Raw genomic sequence first — 22,050 nt, 5'->3', positions numbered from 1 at the left:
AAGCGGTAAAACCCGCCTTTCGATCAGAAGCGGGCCGAAGCGCGCACGTACCAGAAGCCGCCCATCTGCCCGATCGGCGCGGTATCCGGATAGAGCGAGCCGTTGGCCTGACCGCCGGTCTGCGGGAAGGCGTTGCGGGTTTCGCGGGCCGGGTAGGTGTTGAACAGGTTCTGCGCACCCACCGCAATCCGATACTTCTCGGCAAAGGTCGCGCCGACTTCGATGTCGAAGGCCACTTGCGCCCCGAAGGTCTTGCTGAACGGCACCGGATACAGCGCTGCCGCCTGCGCGGCATCGACACCCGGCGTCGCGCCGATCCCGGTGGTGATCGGATCGTTGAACGACGTGAACTTGCCGAAATAGCTGCCACGTGCGGTCACGTCGAAGATATCATGCTGCCAGGTGGTGGACAGCACGGCGCGCCAGTTCGGGTTGGACTGTTCGATGTTGCCAACGCGGACATCGTCAACCGGACGGAAGTTCGAAAGCGACTGGCCATTGGCCAGCGTGCCGGTGATCACCTTGCGATCGGTGACCTTCGTCCTGTTGTAGTTGATGGCCAGGCTGGAGTTGAAGCGGCCGATGCCGGTATCAGCCTTGTGCTGGATCACGATGTCGAAACCCTGCGTGCGGGTGTCGAAGGCGTTGGTGAAGTAACGCAGCGCGCCCAGCTCGGCAGCTTCGGCAACGCCCTGGGCCAGCAGGAACTGCGTGGCGGTCAGGCCGGTGCCGTTGGCCTGGTTGGGGTTCAGGTTGCCGGTGATGCCGATCCGGTCCTTCACCTTGATGTTGTAATAATCGATGGTGACGTTGAAGCCGCCACCCGGGGTGAACACGAAGCCGCCCGAGAAGTTGGTCGACTTTTCCGGGCTGAGCGGCTGGGCCAGGAAGAACTGGCCGATCGGGCTGTCCGGACGCACGGTAGCAATGCCGAGCGGCACGGTCGAACCGAACGGGAAGCCGGTGGTCAGGTTCTGGGTGAACTGCTGACCCGGGGTCGGGGCGCGGAAGCCGGTCGAGGCCGCGCCGCGGATGGCGATGGCATCGTTGAAGGCATAACGCCCGCTGATCTTGCCGTTGAACGTGTCACCAAAGTCGTTGAAATAGTCGTAACGGGCGGCAACACCGATATCGAGACCTTCCACCGGGGTGGAGTCGAAATCGATATAGGCGGAGTAGTTGTTGCGGCCGCCTTCGATCACCGACGCCGGGCCAAAGCCCTGGAAGCCGTTCGAGCCGGGCAGGCTGGTTGCAACGCGGGTCACGGTCGGGTTGACCACCGCGCCCGGCGTGGAGCAGGGGACCGTGGCCGCCGCGAGGGTGCAGCGCACCAGCGACTGGGCGGCATAGGGGCCGACTTCCCACGATGCCTTGTCGCCAAGGCCGACTTCATAGGCTTCACGGCGGACTTCGAAGCCCCACGCGATGAACAGCGGCTTGGCAAAACCAATTTCGGCTTCGGTGGTGAAGTCCGCGTTGAGGTTGAATTCACGCTGCACCAGCTTGCCCATGTAGAAATCGGTGGGCGTCGCCGGGCCGAGCGAGGCGTTGATCGTGTCGCTCATGAAATAACGGATCTGGTTCTGACCGTACATCAGCGAGACGTCATACTTAATGCCGAGCTCGGTGCCCTTGAAGCCGCCGACCAGGCCGATATCTTCATTGGTCGCTTCGAAGAACGGCACGAAGCCGTTGCGGAAAGACGGGAAGCGCGAATCATCGTTGATGTTGAAGGTCGCACCGTTCTCATCCCACAGCGGCGTGCCGGTGGCCGTGAAGCCGACGCGGTTCAGGAACACCGGGTTGACCGAACGGCTGGTTGTGGCCGTGCCGGGGCGGCCCGGGATCGGGGCATGGGTGACAGTCACCGGAATGCGCAGGTTGAAGTCATTGCCCTGACGCTGCCAGCCGTAGTTGCCGAACGCATAGAAAGTGGTGTCACCGGCCGGCAGTTCCATGTTGAACACCGCGCGATAGGCGCGGTTTTCCGGGCCGCCCAGGCGGTTGCCGGTGGGGAAATCGGTGATGATGTTCTGGAGGCGCAGCGGGGCCACCGACGGGCGCTCAACCGAACGATCCCAGATGTTCTGATCGATGAATTCGCCGGTGATGTTGAAAAAGCCGCCATCATCGCCCAGCTTGGTGCCGTAGAAGGCCGACAGCTGCGTGTCCTGGCCGTCGCCCTGATAAGTCTGGCCATAACGGGCCGTGACTTCGACGCCGGTGTCGCGGCGCAGGCCGAGGTTGATCACGCCGGCGATGGCGTCGGAGCCGTACTGGGCGGCGGCGCCATCGCGCAGCACTTCCAGGCGGCCGAGGGCGATGCCGGAGATCTGCGAAAGGTCAGCGCCTTGCGAACCGGCATTGAGCGCGCCAGCGGCCACCTGCACCAGCGCGGAGCGATGCATGCGCTTGCCGTTGATGAGGACGAGGATCTGGTCAGCCGGCAGGCCGCGCAGCGTGGGCGGACGCACGAAGGCGGAGGCATCGCCGAGCAGGTTGCGCTGCTGGTTGAAGGAGGGGACGAGCGTTTGCAGGATGGTCTGCAGTTGCGGCGCAGGCTGCGCCTTGAAATCGTCGGCGCTGAACACATCGATCGGCACGGCGCTTTCAGCGACGGTGCGATCGGTGCGGCGGGTGCCGGTCACGATGATCGTCGAATCTTCTTTCTCTTCGGCGGCGGCCGTCGCGGCCTGGTCCTGCGCGGCGAATGCCGGTGCGGCCATGCCGGCCAGCATCAGCGCCAGCACGGAGGTGGCCAACTTGAAGTCGCCCGCGCGGGCCGTGTTCTTGCTTTGCATCATGTCAGTCCCCTGGGTTGGATCAATCTGGTCATCAGTTCGCTTCGTTCCGCGCATACGTCACGCCGAACCATGCGACCCTGCCTGCCCGCAAACTCGCGACGCCAACAGATTCGGCCCGAGAGCCAAACTGTTCAGCATTGCCCTGCAGGTGGCAAAACCTGCCGATGTCCGTCGACAAAGCCTTTCTTTCAAGGCTCGCAACATCGCATCGGGCAACTGCTTCAAGCGATGAACTGCTGTTGCCTGACATACGCTATTTGCGCATCTCAAAAAATCGCCACTATGCTGTTGCCGCAAAGTTACAGTTGCTGGGCGTGGCCTTTGCGCAACAGTTGATGCGTCAAACCGCCGCGCCGCGTTGCAATAATTGCTTGTGCATCGGCACAAACGGAACGGCCACGCCGCCACAATCCAGGCTGATCGCTGCGTCTGCCTGGTAACCATATGCGGCATAGAACGGCACGCCGGGCAGCGTCGCCATCAATTCGGTGCGCGCGAATCCCGCCGCCGCTGCGGCCGTTTCGCAGGCATTAAGGAGGGCCGCCCCCACGCCGCGGCGGGCGGCGTGCGGCGCCACGAAAAAGGCGCGCACCTTGGCCGCATCGCGCGCCGGATCGAGCAGGCCCGAAACGCGGCCAGCAAATCGATCCCCGCCAAACAGCGTGGCGCGCTGGCTCCAGCCGCCGCAGCCGGTGATGCCATCATCGGCTTCGGCCACCAGATAGGTACCGTCGCGCACCAGTTCGCTGTCCACCCCGAACACATGGGCGATCGCGGCTTCGGTTTGCGCGTGGGTGTAATGGCCCAGGCTGAGCCCGCGGGCCGATGCGGCGATCAGGGCTTCCAACGCGGGGACTTCGCTGGCGAGGGCAGGGCGGATATGCAGCATGGTCATGTCGGCGGCGGTCATGCCCGATACTGGCTGCGGCCGTCCACCACGGTTTCGATGATCTTGATATCCTTGATCTTGTCGGGCACGATTGCGGTCGGATCATCGGCCAGCACGACATAGTCGGCCAGCTTGCCGGCGGTCAGGCTGCCCTTGACCGCTTCCTCCTTCGCAGCCCAGGCGCCGTTCAGCGTGTTGATGCGGATCGCCTCAAGCACCGAAACCCTCTGATTGGCGCCCCAGGTCTCGCCGTTCCAGCCGGTGCGGGTCACCATGCCCTGGATGCCCATCAAGGGGGCGAACGGGCCGGGGAAGAAATCGCTGCCGGCGCACACCTTGATGCCGTGATCGAGGAAATCGCGGAAGGCCATGGCATGGGCCATGCGGTCAGCCCCGTAAAATCCGAACTTGTCGCTGTTGTAATAGGCATAGCTGGTGAACGGTGCCGGCACCGCCCCCAGCGCCGCCATGCGCTTCAGCAGGCTTTCGTTGACCAGGGTGCAGTGGGTGATCTTGGGCCGCAGATCCTTCACGGCGAGCTTGGCCTGCGCGCGTTCAAAGGCGGTGAGCGCCATGTCGATCGCTACATCGCCATTGGCGTGGATATTGGGCTGAATGCCGGCGCGGACGATTTTTTCGACCCAGGCGTCGAGGACGTCCTGCGGCTCGGTGACATTGCCATAATAGGCCGGCGTGCGGCCGGCATAGGGCGTTGAAAGCGCCATGGTACGTTCCGAAAAACTGCCGTCGGCGGTATGTTCGGCGGTGGCGCCCAACCGAATCCAGTCATCGCCGAACCCGGTTTTCAGCCCGCCGGCGATCATCTGGTCCAGAAAGGCACCGCGCGCTTCGTAACTGACCCGGTGGGTGAGCTGCCCGGCGGCGCGCACATCCTGGATGGCTGCCAGATCGCCGCCCTGATGATGCACCGTGGTCAGGCCATAACGGCTGAAGGCACCGCTGATATGCGCCATGCCGGCGCGGGCGCGTTTGGCCTTTTCGGCGGCATCCAGCACCGGGCGCTGGCCCTTTTCCTCCACCAGATCAATGGCATTGTCGGTGATGCGGCCCGAAAGCCGGCCATCGGGCAGCCGATCGAAGGTGCCGCCGGGCGGGTTTGGCGTGTCCTTGGTCACCCCGGCCAGGCTCAGGGCGAAGCTGTTGACGAACACGGTGTGGCCACCGCGGTGGCGCACCATCACCGGATGCGTGGTGCTGATCTTGTCGAGATCATCCACCGTCAACTGGCGGCCATCCTTCAGCTTGGTATCATCGTGGAAATAGCCGTCCACCCAATATCCGGCCGGAGTCTGCGCGGCCTTGGCCTTCAGCTTGTCGATGATCGACTGGATGGTGACGAACTCCACCTCATAGGGGTTGCCGACCAAGGTTTCATACAGCAGCACATCGCCGATCGGGTGGTTATGGCAATCGATGAAGCCCGGCACCACGCAGGCGCCCTTCAGATCGATCAAGCGCGTGGCCTTGCCGGCCAGGCCGCGCACGCTGTCATCGCCCACGGCCATGATGCGCCCCGCCTTGATCGCCATGGCCGTCGCCCGCGGCCGCATATCGTCCATTGTAATCATCCGGCCATTGAAGAGGATGGCATCGGCATCGCGTTCCTGCGCGATGGCGCGGGCTGCCCAATTGGCCCACAGCGGCGCAGCAAGTGCTGCGGACATCAAGGTGCGGCGGTTGGTGTGCAAGGTCATGTGCGTGTCTCCCCGGCGCATGGTCGCGCCGCGTGGGCGGCGGTGCAAGGGGGAAAACGGCGGCCAAAGCGCCGGCCAAAACTGCACGGGGCCACAAGGGCTGCCGCGCAGCCCGTGTGGCCCCGTCATCATGGGATGGCGCCAGCGCGCCAGGCGTTACTTGATCGCGGCCAGATTGGTCTTCACCGTCGCGATGATTTCGTCGGTGATTGCGCCGGCCGAATAGGGCTGCACTTCGGTCAGGCTCATCGCCTTGAACTGATCGAGGCTGGGGTGCATCGAAATGCCGGGGATCGATGCTTCCAGCACGGCCTTGGCGGCCGGATCGGCGAGCAGTTGCTCGATCGGGGTGTTGACGGTGAACTTCGGCGCCGGCGCAGCAGCTTCGGCCGGCGCTGCCGGGGCAGCGGGTGGCGCCGCTTGCGCGAACAATGGCGCGGCAAGGGTCAGCGCAAGGAGGGCAGCGAGATGCTTCATGGGAGACTCTTTCGCGTCAGGGAGGTTGGAACCGAGCGCCGATTACCAGCAGATCAGGGGTGCGGGCAATCCTCCAAGTTCGAGCCAAAGTTCGGCATTGCTGCGGGGCGCTTCCTTCCCAATCCACCAGTTATATCCGGCGCCATCCCGGCCCACACTCGATCCGTCATATGCGGAGGGATTGCCCGTGGATTTTGCACTGCCGGAAGATTTGAAAGCCTATCTGGCTGATCTTGACGCGTTCATCGCCGCTGAGATCAAGCCGCTGGAAGCCAGGGACGACAATATCCGCTTCTTCGATCATCGCCGCGAATGGGCGCGCACCGATTTTGAAAATGGCGGCTTGCCGCGCCACGAATGGGAACTGCTGCTGCGCGAGGCGACTATTCGGGCCGATGCGGCCGGCCACTGGCGGTTTTCGGCGCCGAAGAAATATGGTGGCAAGGATGGATCGAATCTGTGGATGGCGGTGATCCGCGATCACTTCGCCGCCAAGGGCCTGGGCCTGCACAATGATCTGCAGAATGAGCACAGCATCGTCGGCAATTTCCCTTTCGTCGCCATGTTCGAAGCCTTTGGCACGCCGGCGCAGCAGGAGGAGTTCATCCTGGGCGGCTTTGCGAGGCAGCGCATCACCGCCTTCGGCCTGACCGAGCCGGAGCATGGATCGGACGCCACCCACATGGAGACGCGCGCCGTGCCCGAAACCCGCGATGGCGTGGCCGGCTGGCTGATCAATGGCGAGAAGATGTGGACGACCGGCATGCACGTGGCAACGCACTGCGCAACCTTTGCCCGCACCAGCGGCGCCAACGGCGCGGCGCGCGGCATTTCCTGTTTCCTGGTGCCGACGTCCACGCCGGGGCTGAAGATCGAGGAATATCTGTGGACGTTCAACATGCCCACCGATCACCCGCGCGTCAGCTTCACCAATGTCTGGGTGCCGGATTCGACGCTGCTGGGGCCACCGGACGGGGGCCTGGCGCTGGCGCAAAGCTTCGTTCACCAGAACCGCATCCGCCAGGCCGCATCCTCGCTGGGCGCCGCGACTTTCTGCGTCGAGGAAAGCGTGCGCTACGCCCGTACCCGCAAGCCGTTCGGGGAGGCCTTATCAAAGAACCAGGCCATCCAGTTCCCGCTGGTGGAACTCGCCACCCAATGCGAGATGCTGCGCCTGATGATTTACAAGACGGCGTGGGACATGGACCGGCTGCCGCACGAAGCCATCGAGAGCCAGTTGTCGGACAAGATTTCCATGTGCAATTACTGGGCGAACCGGCTGGTGTGCGAAGCCGCTGATCGGGCGATGCAGGTGCATGGCGGTATCGGCTATAGCCGGCACAAGCCGTTCGAGCATATCTATCGCCACCACCGCCGCTATCGCATCACCGAAGGATCGGAAGAGATTCAGATGCGCAAGGTGGCGGCCTATCTGTTCGGCTATCTGGGGCCTCGCAAACAATTGTTCGCTGGCCTGTAAGGAATTGTCATGACCACTCTCGCTGCCCGCATCGGCAATCTTGCCGAAACCACTGCACTCCCCGATCACGGCCCGATCGCTGATGGTGAGGTGCGCTTTGCTGTCGAGCAATTCGCGCTGACCGCGAACAATGTCACCTATGCCGTGCATGGTGAGGATTTCGCCTATTGGCGCTTTTTCCCGGCCCCCGAAGGTCACGGTATCGTGCCGGTGTGGGGCTTTGGCCGGGTGATCGAAAGCCGCGCGGCGGGCCTTGACGTCGGCAGCCGCTGGTTCGGTTACTGGCCGATGGCGGCCCAGGCGGTGCTGACCCCGGTGGCGATTTCGGCGCATGGCTTCACCGATGGCGCGGCCCATCGTGCCGCGCTGCCGCCCTTTTACAACCGCTATGCCCCGGCCGGTAGCGCCTGGGGCAGCGATGCCGTGCAGTGCCTGTTCCGGCCGCTCTATGCCACCAGCTTCTTGATCGATGCGCTGATGGCAACGCGACCGGTCGATACGTTGCTGCTGTCATCGGCCTCGTCGAAAACCGCGCTGGGCGTGGCGCAATTGGCGCAAGGCCGGAACCAGGTGGTGGGGCTGACATCGGCGGCAAATCGCGCGTTCTGCCTGGCCACCGGCTATTATGACCAGGTGTTCAGCTATGACGAGATCGGCGGCGTGCCGGGTGAGGCCATCGCCTTCATCGACATGGCCGGCAACGGCAGCGTGCGCCTGGATGTGCACTCGCTGCTGGCTGGCCGGCTGGCCGAAAGCCATGTCGTGGGAGACACGCACTGGCAGCAGCCCAATGCGGCAAAGCTGCCCGGCCCGGCGCCGCAAATGTTCTTTGCGCCAACCGTCGGCCAGAACCGCGTCGCGGAATGGGGCCCGGCCGGCTATGAAGAGCGGCTGAATGCGGCCTGGACCGGCTTTTCCGCCACGCTGGGCTGGCTGCGGGTGGAAGTGGTGGACGGCACCGAGGCCGTAGCTGCCGCTTGGAAAGGCCTGGTGGAAGGGCGCATCGATCCCGCGGTGGGGATTGTCGCCAGCCTTTGAGGGCTACAAACCGGCGGCGCGCAGCATGGCTGATGCGCCGGCTTCGGCATTGTCGCTTCCGGTGCGGAACAGGGCGAACAGTTCGCGGGCCGTGCCATGGTCTGACGGTGCCGCCACACTGTCAGTACGCGCGGCAAATTCGTCCGCCGCCACCGCCACATCCAGCGCGCCTTCGCGGGCGCACAGCCGGATGATGTCACCATCGCGCAGCCGGGCGATCGGACCGCCGGCCATGGCTTCGGGCACCAGATGGATGGCGGCCGGCACCTTGCCGGAAGCGCCCGACATGCGGCCATCGGTGACCAGCGCCACGGCATGCCCACGATCCTGCAACACACCCAGGGCCGGGGTCAGCTTGTGCAGTTCCGGCATGCCGTTGGCCTGGGGCCCCTGGCCGCGCACCACCACCACCACATCGCGGTCGAGCTCGCCGGCCTTGAACGCGGCCAAAACGCTGTCCTGATCGTCGAACACCCGGGCTGGCGCTTCGACCGACCAGCGCGATTCGTCCACCGCGCTGGTCTTGAAGATGGCGCGGCCCAGATTGCCCTGCACCAGCCGCATGCCGCCATCGGGCCGGAAGGGATCGCTCACGGCCCGCAGGATGGTTTCGTCGCGGCTGTCTGGCACGTCACGCCAGGCCAAAATCTCGCCTTCCAGCATCGGTTCGCGGGCATGATCCGTCAGGCTGTCGCCGGCGACCGTTGGGATATCGCCATGCAGCAGGCCTGCATCGATCAACGTGCGGATGGTGAAGCCGATGCCGCCGGCCGCATGATACTGGTTAACATCTGCGGCACCGCCCGGATAGACGCGCGCGATCAGCGGCACGGCAGCGGAAAGTTCATCGAAATCCTGCCAATCGATGGCGATGCCGGCGGCGCGCGCGATGGCCGGCAGGTGGATGGCATGGTTGGTCGAACCGCCAGTGGCGAGCAGGCCGACAATGGCGTTGACGATGGCGCGTTCATCCACGCAGACGCCCAAGGCCCGATCCCCGGTGCTGCCCAGCGCTGCCAACCGGTGCATGGCGGCGCGATTCAGTGCGGTACGCAAGGGGGTGCCCGGATTGACGAAGGCGGCGCCCGGCACGTGGAGCCCCATCACCTCCATCAGCATCTGGTTGCTGTTGGCCGTGCCGTAAAAGGTGCAGGTGCCGGGGCTGTGGTAACTGGCGCTTTCGGCCTCCAGCAGTTCGGCGCGGCTGGCCTTGCCTTCGGCCGCCAGCTGCCGGATGCGCTGCTTTTCCTTGTTGGGCAGGCCCGATGGCATCGGCCCGGCCGGCACGAACAGCATCGGCAGATGGCCGAAACGCAGGGCGCCGATCAACAGGCCGGGCACGATCTTGTCGCAGATGCCGAGCAGCGCGACCGCTTCGAACATGCCGTGCGACAGCGCGACGGCAGTGGCGAGCGCGATCGTATCCCGGCTGAACAGCGACAATTCCATGCCGACCTGCCCCTGGGTGACGCCGTCGCACATCGCCGGCACGCCGCCCGCGACCTGTGCAGTGGCGCCCACTTCACGCGCGAACAGCTTCAGCTGCGGTGGATATTGGCCATAGGGCTGGTGGGCCGACAGCATGTCGTTGAAGGCGGTGACGATGCCGATGTTCACGCGGGCACCGGCCTTGATGCTGGCCTTGTCATCAAGCGCGGCGGCAAAGCCATGCGCGAGATTGGAGCAGGAGAGGTTGCCGCGATTCATGCCGGCCTCCCGTTGGCCGGCAATCAGATCGAGATAGCGGCGGCGGCCGTTCCAGCTGCGTTCGATGATGCGATCAGTGACGCGGGCGATGGTGGGGTGCAGATTCGGCATGCTTGCAGCTTACTGCGGTCTGCGCGGTTTGGGCAGGTGGCGTTGACGGGTCGCAGCTTAAGAGGCAGCAAGGCGCGGGGAGACAGACATGGAAACACCGCAGCGCAGCCTGGGACTGATGGCGTGCATCGCCCTGGTGATGGGCAATATGGTGGGATCGGGCGTGTTCCTGCTGCCGGCGACGCTGGCGCCCTATGGCTGGTCGGCGATGGGCGGTTGGGTGATCGCGCTTGCCGGCACCTTGGCGCTGGCCGGCTGCTATGCAGCGCTGTCGCGGCAATTGCCGGGGCTTTGCGGACCGCATGCCTATGTGGAACGGGCGTTTGGCGGCCAGGCCAGCTATTATGCGGCGTGGAGCTATTGGATTGGCGTCTGGGTGGGCAATGCCGCCTTGGCGGTGGCGGTGGTGTCGAACCTGACCGTGCTGTGGCCGGCGCTGGCGACCGTACCGGGGCTGGGGGTTGCGACATCGGTGGCGGTGCTGGGGCTGGTGACCCTGATCAATCTCAACCGGGCCAGCGTGGTGAGCTGGTTCCAGCAGGCGACCTTGCTGGCCAAGCTGGTGCCGTTGCTGGCGGTGGTGGGCATTGCCGGCTGGTTGCTGCTGACCAAGGGCGCTGCTGCCGTGGTGACGCCGCCGGCACCGATGGAAGCGGGCGGCGTGATCACCAGCGTGACGCTGACCATGTGGGCGTTTCTGGCGTTTGAATCGGCAACCGTGCCGGGAGACAGGGTGATCAGGCCGGAATTCAACGTGCCGGCGGCCACCATCATCGGCACATTGCTGGCCGGGCTGCTTTATATGGCGATCTCGGCGGCGATGATCGCGTTGATGCCCGAAGCCGCGCTGGCAAAATCCAATGCGCCATTCGCGGATTTTGCCGCGCCGTTCGTCGGGCGGGAAACTGCGGCACTGATCGGCGTGTTTGCGGCGATTTCCGCCTTGGGCACGGTGAATGGGTTGACGCTGATGGCCGCGGAATTGCCGCGGGCGATGGCGTTGGCCGGGCAGTTTCCACCGCGCTTTGCCGGGCTGAACCGCCATGGTGCCGCCGCTGCTTCTGTGTGGCTGGCCAGCGGGCTGGCGGCCGTCCTGGTGCTGTTCAATGTCAGCCGCAGCCTGGCTGGCCTGTTCGAATTTTTCATCCTGGTGGCAACGTCGGCGATGCTGCTCGGCTATCTGGCGGTGGCGCTGGCCGCGGTGAAGCTGCTGGGGGGTGCGCTGCGGCTGGTGGCCGTGGCGGGCTGCGGATATGCGGTGTTTGCGCTCTATGCCGCCGGGCTGGAACCGAATTTGTGGAGCCTTGGGCTGGTGGCTGCGGCCTGGCCGATGCTGGCCTACACGCGCGCCCAGGCAAAGCGCCGATCAGACAATATGGCGCGCGCCGCATTGTGACCGGGCGCGCCGGTGACGCCGCCGCCGGGATGCGCGCCACTGCCGCACAGATAAAGACCGGGGATGGGCATGCGGTGGTCGCCATGCCCCAGCACCGGGCGGGCGGCCCACAACTGATCCAGGCTCATGCGGCCGTGGAAGATGTCGCCGCCGACCAGACCGAACTTGCGTTCCAGATCGAGCGGGGAATGGAGCTGGCGGGCGATGATGCTGGCCTTGAAATTGGGGGCGTGCGCGGTGACGGTGTCGATAATCAGATCGGCAACGGTGTCACGCACATCGTCCCAGCTCTGCCCATCCGGCAAGCGCGGCGCGAATTGCTGGCAGAACAGGCTGGCGACATGTTGGCCGGGCGGGGCGAGCGTGTCGTCGAGTGTCGAGGGGATCAGCATTTCGACGATGGGTGCGCGTGACCAGCCGTGCGCCTTGGCGTCGGTATAGGCGCGGTCCATGTAATCCAGGCTGGGCGCCATGATGATGCCGGCACCGTGATGGTCGCCGGGTCCCGGCAGCACGCTGAAATCCGGCAGTTCCGACAGCGCGACATTCATGCGAAACGTGCCGGAGCCGGTGGCATAGCCATCCATGGTGCGGGCGAAGTCAGCGGGCAGGGCGGTGCGTTCCACCAATTGCCCGAACAACAGCGCCGGGCCGACATTGCTGGCCACCAGCCGGCTTTCCAGCACGCGGCCATCGGCCAACGTCACCCCGCAGGCGCGGCCATTGGCGATGTTCACGCGGGCCACGGGCTGTTCCAGCCCGATCGACACGCCGGCCGCGGCGCAGGCCTTGGACATGGCCTGGGTGATGGCGCCCATGCCGCCGATGGCATGGCCCCACGCGCCCTTAACGCCGTTCACCTGCCCGAACACATGGTGGAGCAGCACATAGGCCGAGCCCGCGGTGTCGGGGCTGGCGAAATGGCCGACGATCGAATCAAAGCCCAGCACCGCCTTGATCGGATCGGATTCAAACCAGCCATCCAGAAATTCGCGTGCGCTGCGCGTAAACAGCGCGAGCAGATCGCGCTGTTCGGCGATGTCCAGCCCAGTGAGCGGCCAGCCTTGCGTGGCCAGCGCCGCCAGCCCCCGCAGGCCGCGTCCCGGCGGGATCTGCAATGCCAGTCGGCGCATCTGATCCGCCAGCACCTCCAGCCGCGCATCATAGGCGGGCAGGGCGGCGGCATCCCTGGCCGAGAAGCGCGCGATTTCCGCCTGCGTCTGCCCGGCGCCGAACTTCAGATAATCGCCGTCCAGCGGCAGGAAATTGCCCAGCGGCCGGAGCACGATGCGCAGACCATGATCGGCCAGCCGCATGTCAGCCGCGACCTTCTCCTGCAACAGCGAGACGGTGTAGCTGGCGGTGGAGTTGCGAAATCCGGCTGCGAATTCCTCGGTCACGCACGCGCCGCCCACCACATCGCGGGCCTCGCAGATGTGCACCTTCAGGCCGGCACGGGCCAGATACCAGGCCGTCACCAGCCCGTTATGGCCACCGCCAATGATGATCGCGTCGTATCGCATGGGCCGCAGCCTTGCCCATGTGCACATCCCATTGCAACGGCCGCCGCATGCGCTATGCCGAAGGGCAAGCAACAGGCGGGGAGGCCGGAACTTGGGTGCAGGGTCAGCAGCGGTTGAAGACGTGATCGATCCGAAGCGGGATCGGCTGGTGATCGTTGCCAGTTCGCTCGGCACCGTGTTCGAATGGTATGATTTTTTTCTGTACGGCATCCTGGCCGGCCTGCTCGGCAAGCTGTTTTTCGCCACCGGCAATCCCACCACCGAACTGCTGTTCAGCCTGTTCGCCTTTGCCATCGGCTTTTTCTTCCGGCCGCTGGGTGCGCTGGTATTCGGCTGGTTCGGGGACAAGGTCGGGCGCAAATATACCTTCCTGATCACTATCGCGATGATGGGCGGCGCCACCGCCTGTATCGGGTTTCTGCCCACCTTCGAACAGGCCGGCATCCTGGCGCCGATCCTGCTGCTGGTGCTGCGCACGCTGCAGGGGCTGGCGCTGGGCGGTGAATATGGCGGCGCGGCGATTTACGTCGCCGAACATGCGCCCCCCGGCAAGCGCGGTGCCTATACCAGCTGGATCCAGGCGGCAGCGGCGGGTGGCTTCATGCTGACATTGGCCGTGGTGCTCACCACCAAGGCCCTGATTCCGGAAGACCAGTTCAATGCCTGGGGCTGGCGCGTGCCGTTTGTCGTCTCGCTGCTGCTGCTGGGCATCTCGCTGTGGGTGCGGCTGAAACTGTCGGAAAGCCCGGTGTTCCAGAAGATGAAATCGGCCGGCACCACGTCGGCCAATCCATTCAAGGATGCGCTGTCGGCGCCGGGCAACAAGGGCCGGCTGCTGGTCGCGCTCGCCGTGTCGGCCGGCTTCACGGTGATCTTTTACACCAGCCAGTTCGGCACGCTCTATTTCCTGCAGAATACCGCCCGCCTGCCGGAGCGGGAGGCGCTGCTGTATCTCGCGGTCGGTGTGCTGGTGTCGGCCCCGGCCTATATCTATTTCGGCGGGCTGTCCGATCGGTTCGGCCGCAAGCAGGTGCTCAGCGTCGGCTTTGCCATCACGCTGGCGTCGCTGTTCCCGATTTTCCACCTGATGGCCAGCGGCGCCAATCCGGCGCTGTCCGAAGCCATGGCGACGGCGCCGGTCACCGTCGAACTGCCGCCCTGCCAATACAACATCTTCCTCAAGCAGGAGGCCGAGTGCGGCAAGGCGCTGGAATGGCTGACCAAGCGCGGCGTGTCCTATGAGAAGGAAGACGCGCCGGTGCTGGCGATGAACGTGGCCGGCGCGCGGCTGGAAGGCTTCGACAAGGAAAAATGGGGCGCCGCGCTGAACGCGGCCGGCTGGCCGGAAAAGGCCGATCCCGATCGCGTCATCGTCTGGCAGTTGCTGCTGGCGGTTGCGGCCATCGGCCTGCTGTCGGGCTGGACCTATGCGCCGATTGCCGCCGTGCTGGTGGAAATGTTCCCGGCGCGAGTGCGCTACACCAGCATGTCGGTGCCCTATCATATCGGCACGGGCTATTTCGGTGGGTTCCTGCCGGTGATCTCGCAATATATCGTGGTCTCGACCGGCGATGTGTTTGCCGGCCTGTGGTACACGATCGTCGTCGTGGCCGTGGGCCTGGTGATCATGTTGCTGTTCCTCAAGGATTCGCGTCACATCAACATCAACGATTGAGTTTGGAGCCTGACCATGGCCGGACCCCAAGGCAACGGGCCACTTTCGGGCATCCGTATCATCGATCTGTCGCAGATCGTTTCCGGCCCGATGGCCTGCCAGATGCTCGCGGATCAGGGCGCCGAGGTCATCAAGGTCGAAAGCCCCGGCGGCGATCCGGTGCGCGCGCTGGGGCCACGCAAGGCCGATCTGTCGAGCATGTTCATCGCGGTCAATCGCGGCAAGCAGGGCCTTTGCCTCGATCTGAAATCGCCTGCGGGACTGGCCGTGCTGGAACGGCTCGTCGCCACGGCAGACGTGCTTGTGGAAAATTTCCGCCCCGGTGTGCTGGCGCGGCTGGGGCTGGATTGGACGCGGCTGCAGGCGATCAATCCGCGGCTGATCTATTGCAGCATCACCGGCTTTGGCCCCGATGGGCCTTATTCCAACGTGCGGGTCTATGATCCGGTGATCCAGGCGGTCTCTGGCATTGCCGCCAGCCAGACCGACAAGGAAGGCACGCCGGGCCTGGTGCGCCATCTGGTGGCGGACAAGGTGACGGCGCTCACCGCCGCGCAGGCGATCACTGCGGCGCTCCTGCGCCGCGCGATGGCGGGGGCAGGGGCCTGCGGTGAGCGCATTGAGGTGGCGATGCTCGATGCGGCGGTGGCCTTCAACTGGCCGGACGGCATGTACAATGATGCGTTTCTGGATGATGCGCCGCCGCGTGGACCGGAATATGGCGCACAGATGCGACTGTGGAAGGCCGCCGATGGCCAAGTGGCGATCGGCGCGCTGCAAACCAGCGAATTTGTCGCGCTGTGCCGCAGCCTCGATCGCGACGATCTGGCCAGCGATCCGCGCTTCCAGTCCTTGGGCGGGCGCTTGGCTCATCAACGTGAATGGGCGCCGCAAGTCTCCGCCGAAATCGCCTGCCGCACCCGCGCCGAACTGATGGCCGGCTTCGTTCGGGAAGGTGCGGTGGGTGGCCCGGTGGTGGCGCTGATGGATGTGCCCGATGATGTACAGGTGCAGCACAACGGCATCTGCATCACGGTTGATCATGATGACAGTGTTGGTCGTGTGCGCCAGGCCCGCCCGCCAGCCCGCTTTGGCACGGCGCTGGCCACCCCCGGCCCGGCGCCGCATCTGGGCGAGCACAGCCGGCAGATTCTTGCCGCCGCCGGCTATGATGCTGCCGCCATTGCCGCCCTGTTTGCCAATGGCGTGGTCACGGGCGCTGCAAACACGGGATGAATTTTCTGGCCGGTTCGGCACGGCCCTTGCATCATGCGGCATCAAGCTGCGCTGATTCTGCCATTGCGTCCGCCGCGGGCGCTTCCCATATCAGCGAGGCAAGACGGGAACCGGCAATTGCCGACCCAATGGAGAGATCATGACCAGTCAAACCCTGCCTGTGCTGCCGCTGCGCGATATCGTGGTGTTCCCGCAGATGATCGTGCCGCTGTTTGTCGGCCGCGAGAAATCCGTGGCAGCGCTGGAAGCCGCGATGCAGACCGGCCGCACCGTGTTCCTGCTCAGCCAGAAAAACCCCGGCGATGAAGATCCCGGCGCCGATGAGCTCTATGATGTCGGCACGCTGGCCAATGTGCTGCAATTGCTGAAGCTGCCCGATGGCACGGTGAAGGTGCTGGTCGAAGGCCAGAGCCGCGCCCGGCTGGTGGCGCTTGATGCCAGCGGCCCGCATCTGATGGCCGAAATTGCCGAGCTGGAGGATGTGATCCGCAGCGAAACCGAGGTCGCCGGCCTGCTGCGGTCGGCGCAGGGTCAGTTCGAACAGTTCATCAAGCTCAATCGCAAGATCGCCTCGGAAATCTCCAGCCAGATCGGCGCCATCGAGGAAGCCAGCCGCTTTGCCGACACGGTGGCGGCCAATCTGGGCCTGAAGATCGCCGACAAGCAGGGCTTGCTCGCCGAAGCCGATGTGGCGGCGCGGCTGGAGAAGCTGTTTGCCTTCATGGAAGGCGAAATGGGCGTGCTCCAGGTCGAGAAGAAGATCCGCAACCGCGTGAAGCGGCAGATGGAGAAGACCCAGCGCGAATATTATCTCAACGAGCAGATGAAGGCGATCCAGCGCGAGCTGGGCGAAGGCGAAGACGAAAAGGATGAAGTTGCCGAATTCGAGGAGCGAATCGCCAAGACGAAACTCTCCAAGGACGCCCGCGAGAAGGTCATTGCCGAACTGAAGAAGTTCAAGGCGATGGCGCCGCAATCGGCCGAAGCCACGGTGGTGCGCAATTATCTCGATACGCTGCTCGGTCTGCCGTGGGGCAAGAAGTCCAAGATCAAGAAGGATATCGTGGCGGCGCAGGCCGTGCTCGATGCCGATCATTTCGGCCTGGAAAAGGTGAAGGACCGGATCGTCGAATATCTCGGCGTGCAGGCGCGCACCAGCAAGCTGAAAGGCCCGATCCTGTGCCTGGTCGGCCCGCCCGGGGTCGGCAAGACCAGCCTTGGCCGCAGCATCGCCAAGGCGACGGGGCGCGAGTTCATCCGCATCAGCCTGGGCGGCGTGCGCGATGAAGCCGAGATCCGTGGCCACCGCCGCACCTATATCGGTTCGATGCCCGGCAAGATCATCCAGAGCCTGAAAAAGGCCGGCACATCCAACCCGCTGTTCCTGCTGGATGAAATCGACAAGCTGGGCCAGGATTTCCGCGGCGATCCGGCCTCGGCGTTGCTGGAGGTGCTCGATCCCGAACAGAACAAGGCATTCAGCGATCATTATCTGGAAGTGGATTATGATCTGTCGGATGTGATGTTCGTCACGACCGCCAACAGCTATAACATGCCGCAGCCGCTGCTCGACCGCATGGAGATCATCAGCCTGTCGGGCTATACCGAAGACGAGAAGGTCGAAATCGCGCAGCGCCACCTGATCGACAAGCAATATGAAGCGCACGGCCTGAAGAAAACCGAGTTCAGCGTCGCGGAATCGGCGCTGCGCGATCTGGTGCGTTATTACACGCGCGAGGCCGGGGTGCGCACGCTGGAGCGGGAAATCGCCAAGCTGGCCCGCAAGGCCCTGCGCCGCATCCTGGAAGGCAAGGCGGAAAGCGTCACCATCGACGCCGAAAATCTTGCCGAGTTCGCCGGGGTGCGCAAATATCGTTACGGCCTGGCCGATGTCGAAGACCAGATCGGCGCGGTGACCGGCCTGGCGTGGACCGAAGTGGGCGGCGATCTGTTGACCATCGAAGCAGTGACGGCGCCGGGCAAGGGCGTCATCAAGACCACCGGCAAGCTGGGCGAAGTGATGACCGAATCGATTTCGGCAGCGCTGTCATTCGTGCGGGCCGGCGCGCACAATTATGGCATCCGCCCAACGGTGTTCGAGAAAAAGGACATCCACGTCCATGTGCCGGAAGGCGCCACACCCAAGGACGGCCCATCGGCGGGCATTGCCATGGTAACGGCGATCATCTCCACGCTGACCGGTGTGCCGGTGCGCCCGAATGTGGCGATGACTGGCGAAGTGACGCTGCGCGGCCGTGTGCTGCCGATCGGCGGCCTGAAAGAGAAACTGCTGGCGGCGCTGCGGGGCGGCATCACCACGGTGCTGATCCCGGCCGAGAATGAGAAGGACCTGATCGAAATCCCCGACAATGTGAAACAAGGCCTAACCATCGTGCCAGTCAGCCATGTCGATGAAGTGCTGGCGCTGGCACTGACCAAGCCGCTGGTCGCCATCGAATGGAACGAAGCCGACTCGCTGGCCGTGCAGCCGCCGGCCACAGCGGCTGTCGAACCGGCGGTTCGGCACTGATCAACGGGCGGTCGATTGCGAACGGTAAAAAGCGCGGGCGGGGCTTTACAGCCTCGCCCAAACCGCCTAATCCGCCGCTCCCGGCCGGAATGCCTGCGGTCATCGGGGCGCGTAGCTCAGCGGTAGAGCACTGCTTTCACACGGCAGGGGTCACAGGTTCAATCCCTGTCGCGCCCACCATTCTGGCATTTTGCAACGCATCCCCGTCGGGTGCCTTTTCGTATAATCGTTTGATATGCCGGTCAGCGTGTGCCTGCGGGACGGTCGCGATAACGCGCCGGTCCAGCGACGTTCGTTGACAAAGCGTGTAACAAGCGTAGGAAACGGCATTATCTCGAAGGGGAGTCGGATAGCATGACCCAAGTGTCATTGAAGTTGTTCGCTGCGGCGATCATGTCCGCGGCAGTCTCGGCATCGCCCGCCTTTGCGCAAAACGTCGAGGAACTGGCCAAGCAATTGGCGCTGCCGCCTGCTGCTGAAGCGGCCGCCGTGTGCGAAGCGAGCCTTCCGGATGGCACCTGCGCTGATCAGCCGGAAACCCGCCAGATGCGCCTGCCCGGTGCCGGCAAGATCGCAGCGACCGCTTCCCGCGCGATTCGTGCCGACATCAAGATGAGCTTCCTGCTGGGTTCGGCCGAATTGACGGCCCAGGCGCGCGCCACGCTGGATCGTTTTGCAGCGTCATTGATCCAGGTCGCCACCTATCGCCCGTTCGTGGTGGAAGGTCATACGGACCGGACCGGCACGCGCGAGACGAACATGGCGCTCAGTGCTGCCCGGGCGCAGGCCGTCGTAAATTATCTGGCGGCCAAAGGGGTTGACCGTTCGCGCCTTGTCGCCCAAGGTTACGGTTCTGACAGGCCTTTGGCTGGCCGTGGCCCCGAAGACGCTGCCAATCGGCGCGTAGAAGTGGCTGCGCGCTGATCGCAACTTCTGAGGGGATCGAGGCGTGTTTGCGCGGGTGCTTTTGGTGAGTATTGCGGTTTTGGTCAGCGGTGCAGCCGTTGCCCAGAGCTCGGCATCAATGAGTACTGTAGACGCGCTTGCCGATTCGCTCTCGGATTGCCCTGCAGGCGGCGTTGCCGCCGCCAACCCCGACGGCACCCAGCCTGACATGGTCTGCACCCGGCAATGGGTGAAGGGGCGGGTTGTTCGTCAGGATATTCACATGAGTTTCGACGTTGGGTCTGCCGTGTTGACGGTGGAAGCGCGGCAAATTCTGGATAGATTTGCTGCGAGCTTGCTGCGGGTTGGCCTGTTTCGGCCGTTCACCGTGGAAGGCCATACCGACAGCAGCGGCGGGCCCGCAATCAATATGGCCCTTAGCCAGGCTCGTGCAGCGAACGTGGTTGCGTATCTTGCCGCCAAAGGTGTTGATCGCAGCCGTCTGACGGCGCGTGGTCTGGGCTATGATCGGCCTTTGCCCGGTCATGGTGCTGGTGATCCTGCAAATCGCAGAGTAGAGATTGTGGCACGTTGAACTTTGGTGGGTTCCGGAGGGGTCGGGAATTCACATGGGTCAGCGTAAATATTCGACGGAAATGTACGTAAAGCGAACGTAAGTTCAGCGGGGGAGTGGTCGCATGGGGCGCACAAGTGGCACAGGCGCAATCGCGTCCGGCGATTCTTGCCGGCGAGATTTGAGCCAACGCGTTGTGCGATTGGTGGTGCTGGCGGGAGGATCGGTGATGATCCCGGCCGTCTCCCCAGTCTTTGCCCAGGTGGCTGCACCAGTGACCCCGCCTGCCTTGCCGGGCTCGACGGCCCGGCCGCCCACGGCGCAGGAACTCGATCGCACGCCGCCTCCGCAAACGCTGCCTGCGCCGCGTGCCACGGTGCGCTCGCGCGGCTTTGTGCCGGGCCCGTGCCCGGAAGCCATTGCCAACAGCACGCTCACGACCCCGCTGCGCAGCGTTACCTTCAATGGCCCTGGCGGCAGCGAATTGCCTGCCGAGGTCAAGGCCGTGCTGGCGGGCATCGGTGCCGATCTGAACGGCAACGCCGTGCCTTTGGCCGAAGTCTGTCGCCTGCGCGATGAGGCGACGGTTGCGTTGGCCCGGGCGCGCTATGTGGCGGCCGTGCAGGTGCCCGAACAGACGCTGGCCGATGGCGTGCTGCAACTACGCGTCACGACCGCAAAGATTGTCGAGTTGCGGGTGCGCGGCGCGCCGGGCAAGAATCAGGCGCGGCTGGAAGGCCTGCTTGCCAGATTGCGCGCGCTCGATCCGCTGAACGAAAGTGATGCCGAGCGTATCCTGCTGCTTGCCAACGACATTCCGGGCACGCAGGTGACACTTGAACTGCGGCCGGCACCGTCGGGGCGCCCCGGCGAGGTGATCGGCGAAATCCAGTTGGCCCGTACCCCTGGCAGCCTGATCCTCAATGCGCAGAATTATGGCTCCAGCCAGATCGGGCGCTGGAGCGGCCTGATCCGTGGCGAGTTGTATGGGCTGACCGGTCTGGCTGACCGTACCTATGTTTCGATGTTTTCAACCAGCGATGTCCGCGAGCTGGTGCTGTTCCAGGGTGGCCATGATTTTGCGGTGGGCAGCGATGGCCTGCGGCTGTCATCGGGCATCACCTATGCGCGTACACGTCCCACGCTGCCCAATGCAGCGGCCGGGTTCAATCTGAATTCCGAATCCATTTTGGGTACCCTGGGTGCAAGTTATCCGCTGGTCCGCAGCACGTCGGCCAATGTGCGGCTGGGTGGCGGGCTTGATATCATCGATCAGCGCACGCGGGCGGTGGGGCAATTGATCAACCTCGATCGCATCCGCACCGGTTGGCTGCGGGTTGATGCCGATGCTGTGCCGCGCCGCTTGTCGGCCTTGGCGCCAACGTGGCGCGTTGCCGGGTTTGCCGAACTGCGGCAGGGCTTTGCAATCTTCGGATCGACGCCGGTGGGCGGCAATGGCGGCTCGGCGCTGCCGACGCGCTTTGAAGGCAATTCACGGGCATTTGTGGCCCGCGGCGGCCTGAATGGTGAGGCGCGGGCGCGCTTTGGCAAGAATGAAGCCTGGGCCATCACCTTGGCCACCGATGCACGCGGCCAGTGGACGCCTGACCCGTTGATGGCGTTCGACGAATTTGCCGTAGGCAACCTTACGCTGGGTCGCGGTTATGATCCGGGGGCCACCGCCGGCGATCGCATGATCGGTGCCAGTACCGAATTCCGCATCGGCAAGCCGGTGCCGCTGACCGCCCGCGACACGGCCGTGGAAGCAATCGGCTTTTATGATCATATCGAGTTGTGGAACCTGGACACCAACAATTTCGAACGGCGTCGCACGCTGCGCAGCGTGGGCGGCGGGGTGCGGGCGACGTGGGGCAGCCGGGTCCGCCTGGATCTGGTCTATGCCAAACCGCTGGACAAGAATCTGGCGATTGATCTGCAGAAACCAGGCGGCCGACTGTTGTTGTCGGTTACCGTGCGCGCATTTCCGTGGCGTTGAAGGGGGATATCGAC

At 64.4% G+C, this 22,050-nt stretch carries 15 protein-coding genes and 1 tRNA gene; 10 read left to right on the top strand and 6 right to left on the bottom strand.

Features of this window, described 5'->3' with window-relative positions; all coding sequences use genetic code 11:
* Positions 1–23: 23 nt before the first annotated feature.
* The 4 genes from AC6UUM_RS11980 to AC6UUM_RS11965 form a co-directional block, all read right to left on the bottom strand.
* The gene (locus AC6UUM_RS11980; RefSeq protein WP_500802509.1) at positions 24–2,804 is read right to left on the bottom strand and encodes a TonB-dependent receptor plug domain-containing protein; all 2,781 of its coding nucleotides are present in this window, start codon (positions 2,802–2,804) and stop codon (positions 24–26) included.
* Positions 2,805–3,144: 340 nt separating this feature from the next.
* The gene (locus tag AC6UUM_RS11975) at positions 3,145–3,714 is read right to left on the bottom strand and encodes a GNAT family N-acetyltransferase (RefSeq protein WP_500802508.1); all 570 of its coding nucleotides are present in this window, start codon (positions 3,712–3,714) and stop codon (positions 3,145–3,147) included.
* The gene (locus AC6UUM_RS11970; protein ID WP_500802507.1) at positions 3,711–5,429 is read right to left on the bottom strand and encodes an amidohydrolase; all 1,719 of its coding nucleotides are present in this window, start codon (positions 5,427–5,429) and stop codon (positions 3,711–3,713) included. The genes AC6UUM_RS11975 and AC6UUM_RS11970 overlap by 4 nt, the downstream gene beginning before the upstream one ends.
* 135 nt (positions 5,430–5,564) lie before the next feature.
* Complete coding sequence (locus AC6UUM_RS11965) at positions 5,565–5,885, bottom strand: hypothetical protein (protein WP_500802506.1); 321 nt, start codon at positions 5,883–5,885, stop codon at positions 5,565–5,567.
* A 187-nt stretch (positions 5,886–6,072) separates the two neighbouring features.
* Here AC6UUM_RS11965 and AC6UUM_RS11960 point away from each other — a divergent pair, with 187 nt between their 5' ends.
* Both AC6UUM_RS11960 and AC6UUM_RS11955 read left to right on the top strand, forming a co-directional pair.
* Entirely contained in the window at positions 6,073–7,365 is a 1,293-nt protein-coding gene (locus tag AC6UUM_RS11960; protein ID WP_500802505.1) for an acyl-CoA dehydrogenase family protein, read from the top strand.
* Positions 7,366–7,374: 9 nt separating this feature from the next.
* Positions 7,375–8,403, top strand: a complete 1,029-nt coding sequence (locus AC6UUM_RS11955) for a DUF2855 family protein (protein ID WP_500802504.1) — start codon at positions 7,375–7,377, stop codon at positions 8,401–8,403.
* 3 nt (positions 8,404–8,406) lie between these two features.
* Here the strand turns inward: AC6UUM_RS11955 and edd are convergent, their stop codons facing one another.
* Positions 8,407–10,221: a phosphogluconate dehydratase gene (edd, locus tag AC6UUM_RS11950; RefSeq protein WP_500802503.1), complete on the bottom strand. Its 1,815-nt coding sequence runs from the start codon at positions 10,219–10,221 to the stop codon at positions 8,407–8,409.
* Positions 10,222–10,309: 88 nt separating this feature from the next.
* Here edd and AC6UUM_RS11945 point away from each other — a divergent pair, with 88 nt between their 5' ends.
* Entirely contained in the window at positions 10,310–11,617 is a 1,308-nt protein-coding gene (locus tag AC6UUM_RS11945) for an amino acid permease (protein WP_500802502.1), read from the top strand.
* Here the strand turns inward: AC6UUM_RS11945 and AC6UUM_RS11940 are convergent.
* Positions 11,560–13,140, bottom strand: coding sequence for a phytoene desaturase family protein (locus AC6UUM_RS11940; protein WP_500802501.1), 1,581 nt, complete (start codon positions 13,138–13,140; stop codon positions 11,560–11,562). The two genes, AC6UUM_RS11945 and AC6UUM_RS11940, sit on opposite strands and share 58 nt — an antisense overlap.
* A 91-nt stretch (positions 13,141–13,231) precedes the next feature.
* Between AC6UUM_RS11940 and AC6UUM_RS11935 the strand changes: the two genes are divergently transcribed.
* The 7 genes from AC6UUM_RS11935 (at position 13,232) to AC6UUM_RS11905 (ending at position 22,036) form a co-directional block, all read left to right on the top strand.
* The gene (locus tag AC6UUM_RS11935; protein ID WP_500802500.1) at positions 13,232–14,815 is read left to right on the top strand and encodes an MFS transporter; all 1,584 of its coding nucleotides are present in this window, start codon (positions 13,232–13,234) and stop codon (positions 14,813–14,815) included.
* 15 nt (positions 14,816–14,830) lie between these two features.
* Positions 14,831–16,051 (top strand): CaiB/BaiF CoA transferase family protein, encoded by a 1,221-nt coding sequence (locus AC6UUM_RS11930; protein WP_500802499.1) that lies wholly within the window; start codon positions 14,831–14,833, stop codon positions 16,049–16,051.
* 139 nt (positions 16,052–16,190) lie between these two features.
* A complete protein-coding gene (gene lon / locus AC6UUM_RS11925; RefSeq protein WP_500802498.1) occupies positions 16,191–18,581 on the top strand; it encodes an endopeptidase La in 2,391 nt (796 codons plus the stop codon).
* Between the two features lie 105 nt (positions 18,582–18,686).
* Positions 18,687–18,761 (top strand) — tRNA-Val (locus AC6UUM_RS11920).
* A gap of 174 nt (positions 18,762–18,935) precedes the next feature.
* Entirely contained in the window at positions 18,936–19,505 is a 570-nt protein-coding gene (locus AC6UUM_RS11915) for an OmpA family protein (protein ID WP_500802497.1), read from the top strand.
* 100 nt (positions 19,506–19,605) lie between these two features.
* On the top strand, positions 19,606–20,061 hold the full coding sequence (locus AC6UUM_RS11910) for an OmpA family protein (RefSeq protein ID WP_500802496.1): 456 nt from the start codon (positions 19,606–19,608) through the stop codon (positions 20,059–20,061).
* A 184-nt stretch (positions 20,062–20,245) separates the two neighbouring features.
* Positions 20,246–22,036, top strand: coding sequence for a ShlB/FhaC/HecB family hemolysin secretion/activation protein (locus tag AC6UUM_RS11905; RefSeq protein ID WP_500802495.1), 1,791 nt, complete (start codon positions 20,246–20,248; stop codon positions 22,034–22,036).
* Positions 22,037–22,050 lie beyond the last annotated feature (14 nt).

This window comes from Sandarakinorhabdus sp., from assembly GCF_987265915.1.
The sequence above is the reverse complement of the archived record's forward strand: the minus strand, read 5'-3'. Positions and strand labels throughout refer to the sequence as shown.

What these genes read in the sequence shown, in the direction of transcription:
- AC6UUM_RS11970 (WP_500802507.1), bottom strand. Translation starts at nt 5,429, where the DNA reads ATGCGCCGGGGAGACACGCACATGACCTTGCACACCAACCGCCGCACC.
- AC6UUM_RS11945 (WP_500802502.1), top strand. Translation starts at nt 10,310, where the DNA reads ATGGAAACACCGCAGCGCAGCCTGGGACTGATGGCGTGCATCGCCCTG.
- AC6UUM_RS11940 (WP_500802501.1), bottom strand. Translation starts at nt 13,140, where the DNA reads ATGCGATACGACGCGATCATCATTGGCGGTGGCCATAACGGGCTGGTG.
- lon (WP_500802498.1), top strand. Translation starts at nt 16,191, where the DNA reads ATGACCAGTCAAACCCTGCCTGTGCTGCCGCTGCGCGATATCGTGGTG.
- AC6UUM_RS11910 (WP_500802496.1), top strand. Translation starts at nt 19,606, where the DNA reads ATGAGTACTGTAGACGCGCTTGCCGATTCGCTCTCGGATTGCCCTGCA.
- AC6UUM_RS11975 (WP_500802508.1), bottom strand. Translation starts at nt 3,714, where the DNA reads ATGACCGCCGCCGACATGACCATGCTGCATATCCGCCCTGCCCTCGCC.
- AC6UUM_RS11955 (WP_500802504.1), top strand. Translation starts at nt 7,375, where the DNA reads ATGACCACTCTCGCTGCCCGCATCGGCAATCTTGCCGAAACCACTGCA.
- AC6UUM_RS11965 (WP_500802506.1), bottom strand. Translation starts at nt 5,885, where the DNA reads ATGAAGCATCTCGCTGCCCTCCTTGCGCTGACCCTTGCCGCGCCATTG.
- edd (WP_500802503.1), bottom strand. Translation starts at nt 10,221, where the DNA reads ATGCCGAATCTGCACCCCACCATCGCCCGCGTCACTGATCGCATCATC.
- AC6UUM_RS11980 (WP_500802509.1), bottom strand. Translation starts at nt 2,804, where the DNA reads ATGATGCAAAGCAAGAACACGGCCCGCGCGGGCGACTTCAAGTTGGCC.
- AC6UUM_RS11930 (WP_500802499.1), top strand. Translation starts at nt 14,831, where the DNA reads ATGGCCGGACCCCAAGGCAACGGGCCACTTTCGGGCATCCGTATCATC.
- AC6UUM_RS11915 (WP_500802497.1), top strand. Translation starts at nt 18,936, where the DNA reads ATGACCCAAGTGTCATTGAAGTTGTTCGCTGCGGCGATCATGTCCGCG.